At 64.1% G+C, this 14,410-nt stretch carries 17 protein-coding genes and 1 tRNA gene; 6 read left to right on the top strand and 12 right to left on the bottom strand.

Translation table 11 applies throughout. The annotated features are described in order from the left end of the window. Window positions 1–103 precede the first annotated feature (103 nt). Window positions 104–180: transfer RNA gene (locus AC3IF3_RS02075), tRNA-Pro, on the top strand. 186 nt (window positions 181–366) lie between these two features. On the opposite strand, the gene AC3IF3_RS02070 is transcribed toward AC3IF3_RS02075, so the two are convergent. Continuing rightward, window positions 367–543 (bottom strand): hypothetical protein, encoded by a 177-nt coding sequence (locus AC3IF3_RS02070; RefSeq protein WP_489227048.1) that lies wholly within the window; start codon window positions 541–543, stop codon window positions 367–369. Window positions 544–756: 213 nt separating this feature from the next. Between AC3IF3_RS02070 and AC3IF3_RS02065 the strand changes: the two genes are divergently transcribed. Together AC3IF3_RS02065 and AC3IF3_RS02060 are read left to right on the top strand one after the other, a co-directional pair. Beyond that, the gene (locus AC3IF3_RS02065) at window positions 757–1,629 is read left to right on the top strand and encodes a MipA/OmpV family protein (protein WP_489227046.1); all 873 of its coding nucleotides are present in this window, start codon (window positions 757–759) and stop codon (window positions 1,627–1,629) included. A gap of 323 nt (window positions 1,630–1,952) precedes the next feature. Next, window positions 1,953–2,075, top strand: a complete 123-nt coding sequence (locus tag AC3IF3_RS02060; protein ID WP_489227045.1) for a hypothetical protein — start codon at window positions 1,953–1,955, stop codon at window positions 2,073–2,075. Window positions 2,076–2,371: 296 nt separating this feature from the next. On the opposite strand, the gene AC3IF3_RS02055 is transcribed toward AC3IF3_RS02060, so the two are convergent. Both AC3IF3_RS02055 and AC3IF3_RS02050 read right to left on the bottom strand, forming a co-directional pair. Further along, window positions 2,372–2,740: a hypothetical protein gene (locus AC3IF3_RS02055; RefSeq protein ID WP_489227043.1), complete on the bottom strand. Its 369-nt coding sequence runs from the start codon at window positions 2,738–2,740 to the stop codon at window positions 2,372–2,374. Further along, a complete protein-coding gene (locus tag AC3IF3_RS02050) occupies window positions 2,740–3,288 on the bottom strand; it encodes an HNH endonuclease signature motif containing protein (RefSeq protein ID WP_489227042.1) in 549 nt (182 codons plus the stop codon). Before AC3IF3_RS02050 ends, AC3IF3_RS02055 begins: the two co-directional genes overlap by 1 nt. A 470-nt stretch (window positions 3,289–3,758) precedes the next feature. Here AC3IF3_RS02050 and AC3IF3_RS02045 point away from each other — a divergent pair, with 470 nt between their 5' ends. From AC3IF3_RS02045 to AC3IF3_RS02035, 3 genes are all read left to right on the top strand, one after another. After that, window positions 3,759–4,016, top strand: a complete 258-nt coding sequence (locus AC3IF3_RS02045) for a hypothetical protein (RefSeq protein ID WP_489227040.1) — start codon at window positions 3,759–3,761, stop codon at window positions 4,014–4,016. 159 nt (window positions 4,017–4,175) lie between these two features. Further along, a complete protein-coding gene (locus tag AC3IF3_RS02040; RefSeq protein ID WP_489227039.1) occupies window positions 4,176–4,412 on the top strand; it encodes a hypothetical protein in 237 nt (78 codons plus the stop codon). Between the two features lie 406 nt (window positions 4,413–4,818). Beyond that, entirely contained in the window at window positions 4,819–5,346 is a 528-nt protein-coding gene (locus AC3IF3_RS02035; RefSeq protein WP_489227037.1) for a hypothetical protein, read from the top strand. Window positions 5,347–5,635: 289 nt separating this feature from the next. Here the strand turns inward: AC3IF3_RS02035 and AC3IF3_RS02030 are convergent, their stop codons facing one another. The 9 genes from AC3IF3_RS02030 to AC3IF3_RS01990 form a co-directional block, all read right to left on the bottom strand. Further along, window positions 5,636–6,706 (bottom strand): ATP-dependent nuclease, encoded by a 1,071-nt coding sequence (locus AC3IF3_RS02030; RefSeq protein ID WP_489231214.1) that lies wholly within the window; start codon window positions 6,704–6,706, stop codon window positions 5,636–5,638. An 11-nt stretch (window positions 6,707–6,717) separates the two neighbouring features. After that, window positions 6,718–7,653: an AAA family ATPase gene (locus AC3IF3_RS02025; protein WP_489227035.1), complete on the bottom strand. Its 936-nt coding sequence runs from the start codon at window positions 7,651–7,653 to the stop codon at window positions 6,718–6,720. A gap of 135 nt (window positions 7,654–7,788) precedes the next feature. After that, on the bottom strand, window positions 7,789–8,256 hold the full coding sequence (locus AC3IF3_RS02020; protein WP_489227034.1) for a hypothetical protein: 468 nt from the start codon (window positions 8,254–8,256) through the stop codon (window positions 7,789–7,791). Next, the gene (locus AC3IF3_RS02015) at window positions 8,253–9,305 is read right to left on the bottom strand and encodes a phage late control D family protein (RefSeq protein WP_489227032.1); all 1,053 of its coding nucleotides are present in this window, start codon (window positions 9,303–9,305) and stop codon (window positions 8,253–8,255) included. The genes AC3IF3_RS02020 and AC3IF3_RS02015 overlap by 4 nt, the downstream gene beginning before the upstream one ends. A 14-nt stretch (window positions 9,306–9,319) precedes the next feature. Beyond that, entirely contained in the window at window positions 9,320–12,016 is a 2,697-nt protein-coding gene (locus AC3IF3_RS02010; RefSeq protein WP_489227031.1) for a phage tail tape measure protein, read from the bottom strand. A 17-nt stretch (window positions 12,017–12,033) separates the two neighbouring features. Continuing rightward, window positions 12,034–12,258, bottom strand: coding sequence for a hypothetical protein (locus tag AC3IF3_RS02005; RefSeq protein WP_489227030.1), 225 nt, complete (start codon window positions 12,256–12,258; stop codon window positions 12,034–12,036). A gap of 103 nt (window positions 12,259–12,361) precedes the next feature. Next, the gene (locus AC3IF3_RS02000; protein ID WP_489227028.1) at window positions 12,362–13,009 is read right to left on the bottom strand and encodes a phage tail assembly protein; all 648 of its coding nucleotides are present in this window, start codon (window positions 13,007–13,009) and stop codon (window positions 12,362–12,364) included. 182 nt (window positions 13,010–13,191) lie between these two features. Continuing rightward, window positions 13,192–13,527 (bottom strand): hypothetical protein, encoded by a 336-nt coding sequence (locus AC3IF3_RS01995; RefSeq protein WP_489227026.1) that lies wholly within the window; start codon window positions 13,525–13,527, stop codon window positions 13,192–13,194. Beyond that, complete coding sequence (locus tag AC3IF3_RS01990) at window positions 13,524–14,381, bottom strand: hypothetical protein (RefSeq protein ID WP_489227025.1); 858 nt, start codon at window positions 14,379–14,381, stop codon at window positions 13,524–13,526. Before AC3IF3_RS01990 ends, AC3IF3_RS01995 begins: the two co-directional genes overlap by 4 nt. Between the last annotated feature and the right edge of the window lie 29 nt (window positions 14,382–14,410).

Genomic DNA, 14,410 nt, shown 5'->3' with positions numbered 1-14,410 from the left:
CGGCCGAAGACGGCGAGCGCCAGCGCGTCCGGCCCGGAGCAGCGGTTCGAAGGGGTTGCACCGGCGGGGCACGAAGGCTATGAGCCCGGAGCCCTTGGGGCATCGGAGTGTAGCGCAGCCCGGTAGCGCACCTGTCTGGGGGACAGGGGGTCGTCGGTTCAAGTCCGGCCACTCCGACCAAAATACCCTATTATTTGCAGTGCTTTATGCGAGGCGGCCGATAGGTCGCCTTTCGCATTTTCGCGCTCTGGGGTTCAGCTGGGGTGCGGATTTTTCGTTGGGGACCGCCGGGGTTCGGAACCCCAAACGCACCCCAGGCGGCCGAGATCAGCTCATCGACAACCGGTCAGCATAACGCAGCGGGCGTCAGCTTGCCTTCGACCACAGCAGGATGCCAGCAGCAGCCAGCAGGAGCCACGCGGACACCCGGGCGATACCGGCCGCCGGCTCTTGCTCCTTATCGCGATCGTAGGCAGCCTCAGCCAGGATCGCGGAGCACAGCGCGGTCTCAAGGCTCAGGACGGCAGCCAACCACGGCGACATGCTCGATCCTCATCGAATACAGCCCCCCGGCAAGCAAGAGGAAAGCCCCGCCCGTAGGCCAAAGTGTGGCTCGCTTGATCACTGGCAGGCGCTTGATCGCATCGCATGAAACGTTGCGGAATCATCACGGGCAGCTCGATTGCACGACCTTCAGAGGGAGGACGGGCCCTTACCCAATGCGGCCGGGATGAAACTGCAGCATAAAGCGTGGCCATGGATTCACCGCTTCAGTGCCTATCGCGTTTCCGCGCTGTTTTCGGCGCGGGCGCACTCTTCGCTGCCTACGGCACCGCGGCCGCAAGTGCTGCGGATCTCGGCGCTGTGATGCCGCGCCCGATACCAACCTTTGCACAGGTCGATCCTACCACGTGGATCGTGACGCTCAGTGGCTCGCTTCAGGTCGTGCCGCGGTATCCCGGGTCGAGCGACTACACCGCGGTTGGCTACCCATCGATCGACATCCGCCGGGTCGGCGAGCCGCGGCGGTTCTCGGCACCCGATGATGGGTTCAGCCTTTCCCTCTACGATGATCCGATGTTCCGGATCGGTCCAACCGTCCGCGTCGTACCGGGTCGCTACTACGGTGATGACCGCGCTCACCTGCTCGGCATCCGCGATGCACGCTTTGCGCTCGAGCCCGGCGTGTTCGCGGAGTTCTACCCGGTTTCCTTCATCCGGACGCGCGTCGAGGCTCAGCAGGGCGTCTACGGCCATCACGGCACAGTCGGCTCGGTGGCGGCCGACTACCTGATCCCAACGGATAAGCTCCTGTTCTCGATCGGGCCGCGCTTCAACATAGGTGATGCCAGCTTCGCTCGAAAGTACTTTGGCGTGTCGCCCACTGAGGCGGCGATCAACGGGCGGGTTACCGCGTACGATCCGCGCAGCTTCTATTCGGCGGGCGTGCTCGGTGCCGTAACCTACACACCGAACGAGACCTGGGCCTACACAGCCTATGCCGGCTATACCCGCATCCTAGGCGCCTCCGCTGACAGCCCGTTGGTACGGCGTCCCTTCGGCAGTCCCGATCAATTCCTGTTTGGCGTCAAAATCGACTTCTCGTTCACTACCCCAGCCCTGCTCTGATCCGCTTCTTTGCGCGCGCATCGATAGCGCCGGCTCGCGGATGAGTACGACGCCGCGCAGGAGCGGGGCGAGGTGGCCACACAGTCGCGGCACGGCGGCAGTGTTCCAGCCGGGAACACTGCCCCGGCCACCGCCGCCGACCTCGGTCTGACCCGCAAGCAGGTGCACGAGGCCCGGCAGCTGCGCGACGCTGAGGTGGCCGACCCGGGCGAGATCCGTCGTACGCTCAAGCTTTTGCGCAGCAGTTGTGGAGTAATGGTCTGGTGGCCTTGCGCGCGAAAACTGATTCTGTTTCGTTCGTCTCTTCATTCAGGAGGGAAGCTATGGTCACCGGCAAAAAGGCAGCATCTGACGCCAGCAAAGAACTCAGCAGCAAAAGCTCTACGAAGAAGGAAAAGGAGGTCGCCGCGTCCGACCTGTCTCAGGCCAAGAAGAAGAAAAAGTGACCTCGAATTTGGTTGAGACCGAAGACGTTCGAGCCCCGGACCGCTGAGCGGCCGGGGCTCTTTTGTTCATTCAGCGGTGCGGGAGAGGCCGGCGGTTCGGAGATCCTCGTCCGTCATCTTAAATGTGCCGGTACCGTACGCCTCCTCATAGGCTGCGAGGCGACGGCTCAACGTCGCCATCGCCTACCGGACGCGCTTGAGCCTCCAGGCATGCAGCAAGAGGCCGAGCGGGCTCCGGCTGATCGCGCGGCGCTTCTCATCGCGAATGGCGCCGGGCGATAGCTTTGGGGGCAGGCTCATTGCTCGCCAGCCTTCCAGTCGCATCCGACCGCGCTCAGGACGAGCGCGGCGCGGTGCTGCGCATCTGCGCCGGAAGTCCGCCAAGCCTGTGGGCCGCCGGTGCCAGGCTTGAGATCGTGAAAGTACGCGCCCGCGTTGGACATCGGCACGAACTTCGAGAAAGTCCCGGGCTCCTCGAGCGGCCAGGTCACCGCGTGGAGGTAGCGCCGCTCAAAATAGAGGAAGGCGCTGTAGCTCTCCAGCAGCTCGCGGCTGATGGGCTCGGCCACCGCAGTGGGCCGGCCGGTGAGGATCACGCCGCCGCCGATCAGCGGGAGCGTGGTGAGGCCGCGGAGGATCCCGCGGCGGGATGTAGGGTTGGACATCAGGCGCGCCCTCCCTGGTTATGCACAGGGACATGCCGCCAGATTTCACCCCGGACGATCTGGCGAATGGTGCTGCTGTCGAGACCGAATTGCCGCCCAAGCACGCTGCTTGATATGCCTGCCGATGCTCGCGCCCTGATCGTAGCAACAGCTGTTTCCGTGATCTTCGCCGCGCCGTGCGCCTCCCCGCATACTCGATGATGGCTGCTAATGGCCTTGCGGCCCTTCGCAATCATGTCGGCTGTGTTATCGGCGGCAGATCTTAAAAAGAGGTGGTCGGGATTGACGCAACTCGGGTTGTCGCATCGATGACAGACCAGCGACCCAACAGGATCAATTTGGGTCGCAATCTGAAACGACACGCGGTGGGCGTAAGCAGTGTCGTTATTCTTCGTACCCCTATGCAGAACGCCATATCCGCCGTTCTGTGTTTTGCCTGTCCATAACCAACAGGCAGTCGATCCGGCCGATTTATCAACCTTCAGCCAAGAACGCCGCTTGAGATCAAGTGTCACCTCGATCTTTCGGGTCGGTATCTCAGATGTCATCGTAGTCAGTCTCTGTGAGAACCGGCTTCTCACGGCCGGCCACTATCCAAATCTGGACAGTGGATGCCCACGGTCAGCGTGGGCGCCAGGAGTGTGAGAACACGCCACAGAGAACGTGCGCCACGGCCTTCACCCGAAGGCTCTTGTATGACCCGTCGAGATCGCTCTTGACGGTGCCGTGGCACTCCCGGCATAGTTTCACCGGTCGCGTCGCACACCTAAGTGCGACACGTTCATACAGCGGGATCGAAGCCCTGCAAGGCTGTGATTTCCGCTCTGTGGCTGAACCGCCAACCCCTGCAAGGGTCCGGTTCGGGAGGTCTCACGCTCCACAAAACAGGTTGTACGCAAAACCCGCCGGGCGCAAGCCGGGGCGGGTTTTCTGCTTCTTGGCCGAGAGATCGTTAAGCCGGCCGCCGTAGCCCTGGGGCTCCTAAATGAGCGCGGGTGCCATGCCGAGACTGAGCCATATGATCGTCGACGGGACGGCCATCGTCCTGATCGGGGTCGGTCTGACCGCGGTGTTCATTGGGCATGAGCGCCCCCGGACAACCCCGGTTGAGCAGGTCGTTCAGGCCGGACCGGTTTGGACAGACCCTGACACCACCGGCTCGATTATGCTGAAGGCCGAGTCGGCCGCGGCCCTCGAGGCTGCGGCGAAAGTCGATGAGGCCGAGCGGGTACCGGCTATAGGCCCGAGGGTCTGGAGCGATCCGCCCCAAAGGTGATCGGATCCTGTGAAGTTCAAGAATCCCGTGCCTGGCAAGGCGGCGGGGTTTTTGCGTTTCAGGGCCCTATGGCCGCACCGCCCATCCGGCCTCCTTTACCCGCCGATAACCCTATCGCTCAATTATGCCGGCACAGGCCTATCGGTGAGGGGCGAACGGATGAGCATGCAAGCCCAGATTGATGCGGTGAGCGAGCTGGCTCAGAGCCACGGGCCGACTATCATCGCCCAAGGCGCCGCCATCCGTTTCCTCAGCAATATGATGAGGACCGTGCTCGGGGACGATTTTGATACCGAGGCGCAGAACATCATATCGATGTACGAAGATGCCCTCGCCAATGGGCCGCTGAAGGCCGCGACGATGGACGAGCTGAAAAGCCTCCTGACCAACGAATAGGGGCATCCCGCCAAGCTGGCGGCGCGCTCGTGGCGCCGCCGCATCAGAGCGCCTTTGCACCTGGGATTGAGCCTACAGGGAACACGATCAGGGCCTGATGGCTTTTCCCGCCTCTGTCCTGCCGTATCTGCAGGGCTCGGTTACCCCGGACCCGGTTTCGCCTTGCGGAGGGCGAAACCACATGACAACCTCGTACGGTAAGGGAGGGGCACATGGCAGCGAACGGTCATCGGACCCCACCGCGGAACTCACCGATCCCAGGTCGCATCACCAGCGGTCAGGCAAATCCGCCACCTCGGAATCCGCCAAGCCCACCATCGCACATGACGCTGGCCCGCGTTGAGCGCGCCATGGAACGAGCGAGCAACGCAACAGGGGCGTTCAAGCCGGCCGCTCCGAAGCGCTGATGCCCGAGAACGATCGCGAGGTTTTCGAGAAGCTTACCGGAGCAGACGACAGCCCGGCGCCTATCGACTTCATCACGTACGCGCTTTTCGCCTTCGAGCGCCGCGAGTGGATCGGGCACTTCGAGCAGCGCCACGGTCATCCGCCATCGGACGCTGAGATCGATGGCTGGATCAGCAACTTCACGGACTCGCAGTTCCAGGGCCTCCGGGCGAGCGCCGGCAGCTTCTTCGATGCTGCCGCGCGTGCCTACCTCGCCGACGAAATCGAGCAGGGGAAAAAAGCTGTCCTTGAGACCGCGATCGTGAGTGCGGTGAAAGAGGCCGGATCGTTCAAGAAGCAGTTCGGCATCGCGTTGCTCACCGCGATCCTGGCGCCGCTGCTCATCGGCGCTGTCATCGCTTCGGCCCTGGTGTTCAGTGACCGCGTTCCCTCTTTCCGCGACATCGCGGCGGCGTATGCCGCGCGTGACGTTCACGGAAAATCTCCGGGTCCAGCACCGCAGACGAACAGCGCTCCCGTTCAGTAGGCCCGCGACCGCTCGACGCACTGTCGGACTGGTACCAGCTCACCTATCCCCGCGAGGCCTCCGCGATCGAGGAGCAGGTGCGGGCGGAGGGCTGATCGAGCCGTGCCGGCAAATGTGGGAGATACCCACATTTGCACGCCGGCCAGGTTATCGCCACACCGCTCGGCGAAACGCCCCCTGCCAAAGGCTGTGCGGGCAAACTGAGAAACGCCGGGCTTGTGACCAATGCCGGTTTTCCCGGCATTGGCAGTCTGCGCGCCACTCAGTTCTTCGCCTTACCCTGTGTTTGCTATTTTAGAGCGCCATTGATGGCAGAGATAAGTTTCGACCACCCCTGCCTTTCACTCTCGTCCAACTCCGTCGCGGTATGATCTCGCGTCCAGCGTATATACGCTTTCGCAAGATTGTATTTCGAAAAATTTGCCTTATCTTTGCGCTCCAGCAAATCGACTAAAGGTTTGTCTGGCGAGGCCGCAACTTCCGTTTCAACATCGATACCAAGCGCCGACTTGGCAACTTTGACCAACGTTACTCGGAGCAAATCTTCAATCTCCGCTTTTTGAATTTTAGGTTCGGTGTAATCGGCGGTTCGCAGAATGCGCTTTGCGCCTAGCTTATGGACAAGGACCTCCTGCTTGGCAGCCTGATCTCCGGCGTTATCGCTATCGAGCAGAGCCGCCACTTTAAGGTTATGTGCCGTCAATATGGTCGCAAAGTACATAACCTTCCCGGCAGTATTCGAAGGGATTAAGGCAATCCTATCATTCAGAACTGCTTCGCCACTTTGAGCGAGCAGAGCTGCTGTTGCCTCGACGTACCAGTAATCTGTTAAGCCTTCGCATATTAAATTACGCTGCTGTGCAAAAAGGCTTTGCGCGAGATCATAACCCAACGCCTCTTGGAGCGGCAGCAAGGCAGCAGGATCGCTAGACGTTATCGACGTGTGGACTTTCGTACCCACTTCTCGGTCCGTCATCTCTACAACGCGCACTAAGTCCAGCTCATCAGGGCCAACCATAAATGGCGAATGCGTGGTGTAAATAGTTTGATTATGAGCTGCTAGCTTCGTTACCGTATTTCGAAATTCGCGCTGTTTAAGCGCATGGAGGCTCACACCAGGCTCATCAAGCAACAAGATAGCGTTCTGATGCTTATTGCCCGCCTCAGAGAAAAATACTACAAAAAATGAAACCAGCCACTGGAATCCCTCAGATCTCTGATCCAGCTCGACTTCTACGCCAACACTATCTTCTACAACGACTTTCAGATATTGACCGTCGGCCACTAGCCGCAGTTTGCTCGCCTCTTGCTTTTTTTCGTCCGGGTTCCAAACATCTCTAATTTCTCTTGATAATTTGATACTTGCAGCATTTAGCTGGTAATTTCTGTTGTCCAGTTGCTCCCGAAAAGCATCAAGTGCTTCAGCGTTGCCAGCAGTTGGATCTGCGACACGACCGAGTTCCGATAATTCGTCAGCCGCGAAACCAAGAAGTTTTGAAGGCAGGAATTCCCGCAATCGTAAAGCTCATCATCCATCATGCCAGTGCTCAGTCGCTGGGCAAGCTGACCAAGATGTATGTTGGGCTTTACCCGGAATATATTATTGAATAGAACAAACTTGGGCAACCGTTTTTCGAGGGTATTGAGTGCCTCTAGGTACTCGGCCCAGCCCCTTATTCGGTTGTCAATCTGATCTCGACGATCGATTTCCCTGGAATTGTCCTCGTCGATGTCTGGAATGACCTCTTCAAGCCAACTTCTAAGTGGCGCTGCTGTCTTAGGATTGAGCGCAGTATAATCCTTCCATGTGGAGGTGATACTCGCCAATTTTGCTGAATGTTTTTTGCCTACTGCTTCAGGCGCTTCTCTGTCGACGTGTGCAGCTAAGCGGAGCAAATCGGACTTGATATCTTTATAATATATGAAATTTGGTGCATTAGATAATCCATGCGTGACATGATTATCTAAATATCTATTATATGAATAAAGCACATCGGTGGATCTCAAGAACGGGGGGATTAGAGCTTTGTCCTCTTCGTCAAGAGAGAACCAGCCTGTTGAAACCAGAACGGATGCCGGGTTTGTATTTCCCTTAGCTATATCATTGTATAAAGCGCGGGGGTAGTCACGGATAGGGTTGAATGGTTTCACCCCTTCTGGGGGAGAGATCTTCTGTAGTGCTTGTAGGATTGCAGTTTTACCAGCCTCGTTTGGTCCTACCAAAATGGTTTTCAGGTTTTCGATCGCGAATACACCGGTATCTCTGATGCTGCGATAATTTTGCACTTGCGCTTTAACTAGGCGCATAAGCTTATCCCCTTGGCGTCCATCCCGACCTAGATTCGTACCATGGTCGTAGCCCTGGACCGGGCTTGCAGCCTGTAGTGGTAAGCGATGTGCACAAGCTTTTCGTCACAGGCCGATCTCGCTCTTGCAGTAATGCTAGGCCTTAGCTCGGGATAACCGCCACCCGGCCTTCCGCCGGCATACCCGCAGGCCGATTGCGGCCAGCTTCGGTCGGAAAGCCTCCAGGGCGGCCCGTAGCGCTGCCTCATCGTCCCATCGCCCAGCGGCCAGGAGGGACGGCACGGGATGCCGTCCCTTGCCCGCGAGGACCTCGCAGGTGCGCAGGAGGGCACCGCCACAGCCAACGCCGCCGAGCGGCCCGATCAGGAGCATAGCGGCCCTGTCGACAGCCGCATGACGACCAGCTGGCGGCTTCAAGCCCAGGCGCACCTCCGAGCGGATCCGGTCGACCTCGGCAGCCAGCCGGGCGGCCTCGACTTCCTTAGCCAAGGCGCGCTCGTGCGCGCGCTTGGCGCGGATCACGGCGGCATGGGCCCGGTCCCTGGCGGCATACTCGGCCCGGCGGGCGGCGGCCTCTGGGGACAGGTTGACGGAACGGGTCACGTACCGGCCGTCTTAGACGTGATCCCGCGACTGTCCGTGCCGGCGTTCCCGCTCGGTTGCTTCAGTTCGAGCGTTGTGACGTAGCCCGCCGATCGCGTAAGCTTGTGCTCGGCCGAGCTGACCCGGTACGTGCCGTCGATACCGACGCGCCAGCCAGACACCTCGCACGGGCACTCGGCTTGCGCGGTCGGATCGCCGACGATCTGCACCGAGCCGCCGCCGCGGCTCCGGTCCGCCTCAGTGTTGTTCGATGACGCACGGCGCTTGGCCGTGTCCGCGTCAGACGCGTTAAACCGGTGCTGGTGCGTGACCGTCCCGGGCTTCTGCCGCTCCTCATGATCCACGGTCACGTATTTCGCGGCCTTCGGATCGTAGTAGCGAGCTTGGAATTTCTGCCAGTCGTCGGCATCCTCGTTCGGCGAGAGGTTGCCGCTGATGAGGTTGCCCCCATCCCCGGGGGAGACGGTGATGGTCGGCAGGTTCTGCCCACTGATCGACAAGCCGGCCGAGCGCTGGGCGAACACGGCCTGGTTGCCCCGCACCTTGAACGTCGCACCGATCTCCTGGGCGATCCGGGAGCCCCACGAGAGGAAGCTCTCGCCCTGCATCGCCCAATAGTCGCGGGAGTGGTCCACCCCCGGGGCGACGCTCACGGTGAGCCCGGCATCGGTGCCCCATTTCTTGGCGACATCGGATAGCTTGCCGGTATCGTGGTGCTTCTCCCGGCGCTCCTTGGGCGCGCCCTTCTCGTCCGCCGATTTGGCGCTGATCGTGAGCATGAGGCCGCCGCCGCGGCTGATGACGGAAGTCACCTTGTCCACCTTGCCCGAGAACTGAGTGTACCGCCCTTTGTCCTCCCAGCCGATGCCGGCTTCGATCGGCGTGTTGGTCGGGGGCAGTTCGATCTGGCCGCCGGCGTCATCGAGCTCGATCTCAAGGGTGTCGCTCTTGCCGCCGTCGCTGTCCCGGATCGCGATCGAGGTCAGGATCGGATTGAGCTTCGAGCCGAGGTCGTTGCCGTTCGCCAAGACGTAGAACGTCGCGCGCATGTCCGTCTCCCGATTCAGGCGGTCGTGTAGTCGCCGGCGCCGATCCAGCCGGGATTGGCGCCCCGGCGCGGGGCCTGGACGCTCGCGATTCGCGACCTGGCGCCTGCCGCCGCCGGCCCGATAGCGCCGAGGGCATTGGCAAGCTGCTGCACAAGCCCGATCGCTTCCGAGATCGAGGACGTATCGACCGTGGGCCGGGCCGAGGCGCTCCCGAGCTCGGAGAACTTCTCCTTCGCGGCGTCGACCTTCGGTGTGACACCCTCGATCTGGGTGGTGTCGACCTTCGGGGTGAACGAGGGCGTGGACGCCGACCCGCCCATGGAGGGCGGTACCGGCAGATCCATTTTGGTCGGATCCCGGCCGCCCGCGCGGGTGCTGCCGAAAACTGTCTCGCTCCACGTCCTGGGACGGCTCGTGCTGAAGGTACCGGCTCGGGCCCCAAGGCCGCTACCGACATCCACACCACCGCCGGGGCCCCAGTCGGCGGGGTAGGAGCGGAGGTCGTTCTCCGGCCGGCGCCGGGCCCGGCCGTACCCATTCATCCTGTTGTTGTTCTCGGGCGTCAGGTAGTCGATCGCCGCGACGCCCGCGCCGATGGCGATGATGCCGAGCCCCGCCCCGCCCAGGAAGCCCGCGGCCCCGAGCTTGCCGATTCGGCCCAGTCCCTTGCCGCCGGCCGCGGCACCGGCAGCGTTGGCCGCGCCGTCCACCGCCCCCGCCGCGCCCAGGCGTGCGGCCGCGGCCGTCAAGGCCTCGGCCGCCCCGGTCAGCGACGTTGCCGAGCCCTTCAGGCCGAAGCCGTCCGCCAGGAGCCCCAGGCTCTTCACGCCCACCACGGCCGACCCGACGACGCCCAGCGCCACCGCCGCCTGGTGGGCAGTCGGCGGCAACTCGGCGAAGGCTTGGATCGTGGATGCCAGCGCGCTGGTGACACCCGTCAGCGCGCCGCCCTGGCCACCGTTGTCGAGGCTGCGCGGGAGCGCAGTCTCCACGCTGACGATCGCTCCCGAGAGCCGCTTCTTGGCGCCGGCGAACCCGCCCATGCGGGTATCGCCGACATCCTGCGCGAAGCCGTCCGGGGTGTGCTTCAGCGTCTCGCGCGCCTCGCGGAACTGCTGCTTCTTCCTGGCAAGCGCCATGACCTGGCCGGCGCGCTTGTCGCCGAACGCCATGGTAGCCTGACCGGTGGTCGGATCGGCATCGAGGATGGCATCCCACAGTCCCTCGACGTCGACACTCTGGACCATCGCCTTCCACAAACCGCCGAACACCTTGGCGACCTTGGCGGAGTCCTGGGCCTTCATCTTGCCCTTATTCTTGCCCTTGCCGACCTTCTCGAAGTTCTGGCTGACGATCTCGGAAGCGTGCTTCGTGAACTCTGCCTGATCCCCGAAGATTTCGGGATCATCCATGATCGCGTCGAAGCGCGCCTGTTGCGACTTCGACAATGCCTTACCGAAGTTGCGCTTCATCGTCATGCCGGGGGCCGCATGTCGTACCGCCTGCGGCATGGTCGTGAACTTCGAGAAGTCGATCCCCATGGCATCGTAAGCGGTGAGCGTCTTCGATGTCGGGGTGACGAGCCGCGAGGAGATGGAGCGCACCGCCGTGCCGGCCTCTGCCCCGGCAAAGCCCGCGCGCCGCAGCTGCCCGAACGCCGCGAGCATCGTCTCGTTCGACAGGCCGGCGCTCGATCCGGTCGGCGCGCCGAACTTGAAAGCGTCCTTCAGGTCGTCGGCGTCCAGACCGCCGAGCTTGGCCCCCTTCACCGCCAGGTCCACCTGCCGCCGCATGGTCTTGCCGGCGGTCTCCGCGTCGTCCACGTTCTGGTTCGTGGTGAACACCACCCCTTCCATGGTCTTGGCGGCATCGCCGAGCGTGGTGTTCATCGCCTGAGCGAACGCCACGATCTGCTCGATCATCGGCTCGACCAGTTCCTTCTTCACCCCGCGCTGGGCGAGGTCGAGCTGGGCGTGCGCCACATCGAGGTCGGAGAAGCCGGTCACGCCGCCGAGGTGGAGCGCCTGCTTGTAGCGGGACCGGCTCTCATCTTGGTTGAGCCCCGCCACGGCACGCTGGTAGCGCATCAGGTCATCCATTTCGGCGTACGCGTGCAACGAGGCGCCGCCGAAGTGCTCGGCCCGGTGCACGGCGCTCAAGCCCACGAGGCCGGCCGCGCCCTTCCAAGCATCCCGCCGGGCCTGACGCCGCTCGGCCATCGCCAGGGCGGCCGCTTCGGCCTCCTGGGCCCTGGCTGTGGCGGACGCGCGCCCCGGGGCACTCAAGCCCTCGGTCAGCCGCCGGCCGACCTCGATCCGGTCGAGCTGCGCCCGGCCGGATCCGCCCATACCGCCGACGAGGTCGCGGTGCGCTGCGCTGACCTTGTGGGATGCCGCGCCGGCTTGGTTGAAGAGGGCGATCTGCTGGCGCAGGGCGGCGTTCGCACCCTCCGTGGCCGAGGCGAGCTGGCGCTCGGCCCCGGCGATATTCAAACCGCGGCCGGCACGCTCGATGCCGCCGGCGAGCAGATCGTTCCGGCTCGCGCGCAGGGCACGCCCCTGATCGATGAACGCATCCCGTGCCGCCGCCTGGCGCTTCAGCGACGCGGCGTACGCCTTCTCGGCCGAGCGGATCGCCTTCGGATCGGCACCGGTCTGCGCCCGGGTCAGCGCCTCTGCGGTGGCCGTCGCATCGGCCCGTGTCCGGCGCATCGAGGCGCCGAGATCCCTCAGCGCTCGACTGCCGGCCTTGAAGCTGTCGAGCTTGGCACCTTGCCTGCGAGTTCGTCCAGGCTCTTGGTCAGCTGCGCGACCTGGGGGTTCGCTGCCGCGAGCCGCTTCAGGTCCGCGCCCGAGGCTCCGAGCCGCTTCAGCGCGTCGGCGTCGGCCTTCGCCTTGGCGGCAAGGCCGTCGTCCTGCAGCTTCAGGGTGAGGGTGCTGACAAGGTTGCTCATCCGCGCCTCTCCGCAATCGCAATCGCAATCAGCTCGGCCACGCGCCACTCACGGCAGAAGTCATCCCAGCCGAGCGCGTCGAGCTCCGGCATGGTCCACGGCGTCACGCGGCGGATCTCGGCGCGGTATCGTCGCCATCCGCGCGGATCGAAGTGTCGAGGCTGTCCGTCCGATCCGGGACCGGCCGCAGCCGACGCGGCAAAAAATCGGACACCTCCTCAAGGATGATCTGCAAGTCGTCGTCATCGAGCGCGTCCATGACGGCATCGGGGACCGGGCGACCGGAGGTGTCCCGGTAGATCGGGAACCGCACCAGGGCGGCCGGGTCAGCCTGAAGGGCCGCGGCCAGCCGCTCGAAGAAGCCCCCCACCTCACGCGCGGTTGGCCGGGTGACCACGATGGCCAGGTAATCGACACCGGCGAAGGCCAGTGGCCACTCCAGGGGGATCGTCTTCGCCCGGGTGCGATCGCCGAGGAAGGCGGGCGGCAGCACGGCAGGCGCCACCGGAGCGACGGGGGCCGCGGGCCGTGGCTCGTCCGCAGCAAGCGCCACCGCGCCGGCCAGCAGGCCGGGCGCCGACTCGGACGGGAGTGGGGCGGCAACGGGGGCAGCAACCGGGGCGGGCGCCAACGCCTGCGGGGCGGTCTGCGCGGGCATCAGGGGCACGATGCCGGGCGGGGGCGAGATGCCGGTCGCGGACGCGGCATCGATCACCGGCACGGCACCGGCAGTAGTGAACATGGCGGCCACATCGGCCGGGATCGCGGGGGCGGAGGGGTTGGCCATGGAGTTGTTCACCAGATTGAAGTTGAAGAGGTCGCGCCGCTTCTACCTTGACGGCTCGTCGCCATGCTGGCTGGGGGCACCGAGGTAGAATTTTCGTTGTTCGATGGGCGCGGGCACCGTCAAAGGCAGCCCCCGATCTCGGGCGCTCAGTTGAGCGCGGTGTTCGGTGATGCAGCCACCAGCGAGGCCGCCTCCTGCGCGGTGGCGATCGTCGCTTTCAGCTTCGCGTCGAGGTCGGCACGAAGCTCTAGGGCCTCGGGGGTCCCGACCCGCTCCAGCATCACCAGGCCAGCGCGGATGCTGTCGAAGTCGCCCGGCTGCTCGAACAGCTGCGCCAGGGCGACGGCAGAGCGGCCGAGAGCTGTGGCGATGATCGCCCGCCGGCCCGCGTCCGTCGAGGCGTGAACCCGGCTGTCGTCGGTGAGAGCGAAGAGCACCTCCTCGCCCAGCATGACGGTCACGGAAGCCTTGGGCAGGTTCATGTCCGCCTCTCCGATTGGGGAACGACATCGATCGGCGGCCCGATCGGGGTCTGCGAGGTCTTCGGTTCGGGCGGCGTGTCGTCCGCCGGCGGTAGGCGTTCGAGCCGGTCCAGCTCCTTCAGGATCGCACGCGGGTCCGGCCGTAACAGGGGCGCCCAGCCGACGGGGTGCCCGAAGGCGGGGCTCGGAAGGGAGAGCCCGGTCGCCAACGAAGCGGCGACCCTGGCGGAACGACCCGGCACGTAGGTGACCACCTCGTGGGGCTGCTTCTGGGTGGCGTAGATCGGTCGCTCGCCCGGCAGCATCCCGCGGCCGTCCGCCTGCACCTTGATCTGAGCCTGCAGGCGGTCGGCGAACACACCGCCGTGCGGGTTGCGCCAGAGATGCACGATCCGCCGATCGAGAACTTGGCGCTCGCGACCCGGTAGCCCGCGGAAGGTATCGGCGGGGGGCAGCGTCGCGCCGGCCTGCGCGGCCGCCTCTCGCGCGAGGTCGGCCTCCGCCTGTAGCCGGATGAGGAGCCGGCTCCTGGCGACGATCTCCGGATAGTGCTCGGTGAAGGCCTCGGCGTACCGTGACGCCTTCTCCTCGGCATCGGCGATCAGCGCCGCCCGCTCGGCCGCCTCGGCCGCCGTACGAGCGCCCTGCAGCAGGGGCGTGAGTTCGGCCTCGAGCCGCTCGACGGCGCGGGCCGCGATGTCCCGGTCGACCATAGCCTCGCGGACGCGCCGCTGCACGTCGAGCGCTTCCTGTCGCCCCTGGTCGAGGGCGGCGGAATAGGCCGCCTCCGCGGACGCCAGCACGTCGCCGGCGTCCTCATGTCGGGCCTGCGCCGCGGCGAGCTCGCCTTCCACGAGAGCTGCCGTCCGCTCTGATGCCGGCT

It is taken from the genome of Methylobacterium sp. J-118 (assembly GCF_057836565.1).
Note: the sequence above shows the minus strand (reverse complement) of the source record. Positions and strands in the feature narration are given on the sequence as shown.

Excerpts from the sequence above, each read along its gene's own strand:
- AC3IF3_RS02070 (WP_489227048.1), bottom strand. The coding sequence starts at position 543 with ATGTCGCCGTGGTTGGCTGCCGTCCTGAGCCTTGAGACCGCGCTGTGC.
- AC3IF3_RS02065 (WP_489227046.1), top strand. The coding sequence starts at position 757 with ATGGATTCACCGCTTCAGTGCCTATCGCGTTTCCGCGCTGTTTTCGGC.
- AC3IF3_RS02060 (WP_489227045.1), top strand. The coding sequence starts at position 1,953 with ATGGTCACCGGCAAAAAGGCAGCATCTGACGCCAGCAAAGAACTCAGC.
- AC3IF3_RS02055 (WP_489227043.1), bottom strand. The coding sequence starts at position 2,740 with ATGTCCAACCCTACATCCCGCCGCGGGATCCTCCGCGGCCTCACCACG.
- AC3IF3_RS02050 (WP_489227042.1), bottom strand. The coding sequence starts at position 3,288 with ATGACATCTGAGATACCGACCCGAAAGATCGAGGTGACACTTGATCTC.
- AC3IF3_RS02045 (WP_489227040.1), top strand. The coding sequence starts at position 3,759 with ATGATCGTCGACGGGACGGCCATCGTCCTGATCGGGGTCGGTCTGACC.
- AC3IF3_RS02040 (WP_489227039.1), top strand. The coding sequence starts at position 4,176 with ATGAGCATGCAAGCCCAGATTGATGCGGTGAGCGAGCTGGCTCAGAGC.
- AC3IF3_RS02035 (WP_489227037.1), top strand. The coding sequence starts at position 4,819 with ATGCCCGAGAACGATCGCGAGGTTTTCGAGAAGCTTACCGGAGCAGAC.
- AC3IF3_RS02025 (WP_489227035.1), bottom strand. The coding sequence starts at position 7,653 with ATGCGCCTAGTTAAAGCGCAAGTGCAAAATTATCGCAGCATCAGAGAT.
- AC3IF3_RS02015 (WP_489227032.1), bottom strand. The coding sequence starts at position 9,305 with ATGCGCGCGACGTTCTACGTCTTGGCGAACGGCAACGACCTCGGCTCG.
- AC3IF3_RS02010 (WP_489227031.1), bottom strand. The coding sequence starts at position 12,016 with ATGCGCCGGACACGGGCCGATGCGACGGCCACCGCAGAGGCGCTGACC.
- AC3IF3_RS02005 (WP_489227030.1), bottom strand. The coding sequence starts at position 12,258 with ATGAGCAACCTTGTCAGCACCCTCACCCTGAAGCTGCAGGACGACGGC.
- AC3IF3_RS01995 (WP_489227026.1), bottom strand. The coding sequence starts at position 13,527 with ATGAACCTGCCCAAGGCTTCCGTGACCGTCATGCTGGGCGAGGAGGTG.